Origin of the sequence: Bartonella sp. AA2SXKL (assembly GCF_042197205.1) — a bacterium.
In the GTDB taxonomy this organism is placed as follows: domain Bacteria; phylum Pseudomonadota; class Alphaproteobacteria; order Rhizobiales; family Rhizobiaceae; genus Bartonella.
This window is the reverse complement of record NZ_JBHIRN010000171.1, coordinates 429-677: the sequence shown is the minus strand read 5'-3', so window position 1 is coordinate 677 and position 249 is coordinate 429. Positions and strand designations below refer to the sequence as shown.

Here is a 249-nt window from a genome sequence, read left to right as displayed (position 1 = left end):
TTCACCGGAAAAGCCGCTACTAATTTACCAATTTCAGCTGTCTTAGATGGATCTGTGGCACGAATCCCTTTCCCACCACGTCCTGAAATCCGAAATTCATATGAGGAAGATCGTTTTCCATAACCAAATTCACTTACCGTTAAAAGCATCTGTTCACGCGCATGAAGTTCTAAATAGCGACCCTCTGTCAACTCTGTGTCGACTGCCTCATCTTCCTCATCAAGAGTTACAAGATCCTCAGCATCAGAA

Annotated in this window: 1 protein-coding gene; it reads right to left on the bottom strand. The window is 43.8% G+C overall.

The annotated features are described in order from the left end of the window. Positions 1-249, bottom strand: a 249-nt coding sequence (locus ACFINS_RS10495) for a DNA gyrase C-terminal beta-propeller domain-containing protein (protein ID WP_375706235.1), incomplete at both ends; no start/stop codon positions are given.